This is a genomic window from Pedobacter alpinus, from assembly GCF_042684645.1.
Lineage (GTDB): Bacteria > Bacteroidota > Bacteroidia > Sphingobacteriales > Sphingobacteriaceae > Pseudopedobacter > Pseudopedobacter alpinus.
The window spans coordinates 98,033-100,560 of record NZ_JBHULV010000014.1; the positions used below are offsets into that span (position 1 = coordinate 98,033).

The 2,528-nt window shown below is 35.4% G+C and carries 2 protein-coding genes; one reads left to right on the forward strand and one right to left on the reverse strand.

The annotated features are described in order from the left end of the window. Positions 1-238 (forward strand): hypothetical protein (locus tag ACFSSE_RS05205; RefSeq protein ID WP_379100774.1); only part of this gene is annotated, 238 nt, incomplete at its 5' end. Between the two features lie 129 nt (positions 239-367). On the opposite strand, the gene ACFSSE_RS05210 is transcribed toward ACFSSE_RS05205, so the two are convergent. Next, on the reverse strand, positions 368-1,573 hold the full coding sequence (locus ACFSSE_RS05210; RefSeq protein ID WP_379044077.1) for an ATP-binding protein: 1,206 nt from the start codon (positions 1,571-1,573) through the stop codon (positions 368-370). Positions 1,574-2,528 lie beyond the last annotated feature (955 nt).

Consider the following 2,528-nt stretch of genomic DNA (forward strand, 5'->3'; position numbering starts at 1 on the left):
TTGTAGCAAAAAACGCAGCGGAGAGTTTTTTATCAAGTGTTTATTGTTTTTTAAAGGCTTTCAAGTGTTCGCTATCGCTCGGGTTTGGTTACTTTTTTTGCGGAAAAAAAAGTTACTAGCCCTTCCGCCGGCAATGAGGCGGGAAGATTATAGTTTAGAAGAAAAACCTTATTGCAATAAACTCAAAACGCAGGGTCAGCAGAAGCGAGACTCTGCTTGGACTGAAGAATTTCATTAACTTAATGACATTACTCAACTCCCTCCAAAGGAGGACAACTATTTTGTGGAAAGATGATTATCAATTTACTTCCATCAAATGTACTGCGGAATCGAAGTTTTGTCTTGTTGATCGGACTCGAAACACAAATCAAGACTTTAAAAATGTTCGCAAATCTGTAGCAAATATACCCTCTACACTATTACCTGTAAAAGTATCTAAAGTAATCACCTCTTTTGGATAATTATCTTTAATCCTCTTTAGATTTCCAAATTCTCGGTCTAGTGTTTTTTGCTCTTGTAAAGAAAGTGCCACTTGTACATATTTTTTTTCTCCATTTTTTTCGCAGTAAAAATCTATTTCCTGCGTATCAATAATGCCCACCTTTACTTGGTAACCAGAATAAATAAGGTGATTGTACACTATATTTTCTATAATTTTTCCTTTATCTTCTAATCGATAACCCCAAATGCCATTTCTGATTCCTAAATTTTCAAAATAAAATTTCTCTCCAATCTCAAAAATACGTTTACCTACAATATCATACCTAGACACTTTATGCATTAAAAAAGCATTTATCAAATGTTGAATATAAATTTGCACCTGATTAGGAGGCATGTTGGTTTTTTGCGATTTAAGAAAATCGCTTATTTTTTTTGCTGAAAATAAACTACCTGTATGTGCGGCTAAAAAGATAACAAGCTGTTCTAAAAAAACAGTATTTCTTATGGCATAGCGGTTGATAATATCTCTATAAACAATGGTAGTGTAAATGTTTCTTAAATATTCAAAAATTACGTCATCTATGAGCGGTAAATGTTTGAGGTAGGGTAAACCTCCGTATTTAAGATACAGATCTAATGTAACATCATCATCATTTAATTGATGAAACTGTAAAAATTCTACATAAGATAGGCTGTAAACAGTAATTTCTATAAATCTACCACTTAATTTGCCAGCAATATCCCCGGACAGTAAATTTGCGTTACTTCCAGTACAATAAAGATCTATATCTTGGTGCAATAAAAGGGAACGTAAAGCATCTTGAAAGTCTGTTATGTCTTGTATTTCATCAACAAAGACGCAGGTTTTCTTACTAGGATGTTTTTTGGCTAGCACATATTGATTCAAATCCTCCGCAGTTTTTAAAAAAGAAAAAGATAAATCTTCCTTATTTATGTAAAGAATTTCAGCTTTTGGTTGTTCTTGTCGGATAAAATCAATAATCTGAAATAACAGATAACTTTTTCCTACTCTACGCTGACCCGTAAATACTTTGATGATAGGCTTTCCTATAAATGGTTTCACCCTATCTAAATAGGTTTGACGAATTTCTAAATCAATAGGAGTTTTCATTATAGTTATACTGATAGTTTTCTGTAAAAATAGCATATATTATAGATATAACTATAATTTTATTTAGAAAATGAATATTGTCTTGCTGAGTGAATGGGAATCGTTGTTCTTGCTGAGCACCTGCCTGTTCGTTAAGAAGAGAGTTGAAACAAGTGTCCTGCTGAGCATTTGCCTGATCGGTAGACAGGAGTAGAAGCTCAAGAGCGAAAAAAACTTCACCCAGACTCCTCCAAAGGGTCATACTTATCCATGTCATTATTTAGCGTTTCGTCATTTTGAACAGCTTGAAAAACGTAGTTCATCGAAGATGAATCTCACAAATAAGTGTAAAATACGATAAGTAGACCTAGCTCGTGAGATTTCTCGTTCCTCGAAATGACGGGTAAAGGAGGAAGTGGAAATTAATAGGAGTATTGTTATAATAAAAAGCATTCCTAACAGCTATGACCCATTCGTTACCGTCAAAATCCGTCTTGTTTTATGCGGTAGAGATGCAGAAAATAATGCTCTGGCTTTGTAGCAAAAAACGTAGCGGAGAGTTTTTTTGGTTACTTTTTTTGCGGAAAAAAAAGTTACTAGCCCTCCGCGGCAATGAGCGGGAAGGTAGTAGTTTACAAAAGAATTTCCAATTTAAAGACAACCATAAAACAAGCCAGAAACAATTAACGCAGAGACCCTTCGACTCCGCTCAGGGTGACGTGGTGGATGGGGAGGCAGTGCGGGTTAACAGGAGTGCTCTTAGTAATAGCAGTATTCTTGTAAGTAATAACCCTCCGTTAACGAAAAATTCCGCCTTGGCGGTTGCGGCAGAGAAGAAGAACGACTTGCACTTCCATTGTAGCAACTGGCGCAGCGGAGAGTTTTTTGGTTACTTTTTTTGCGGAAAAAAAAGTTACTAGCCCTCCGCGGCAATGAGCGGGAAGGTAGTAGTTTAAAGAACAAATCAAAAAAAGTA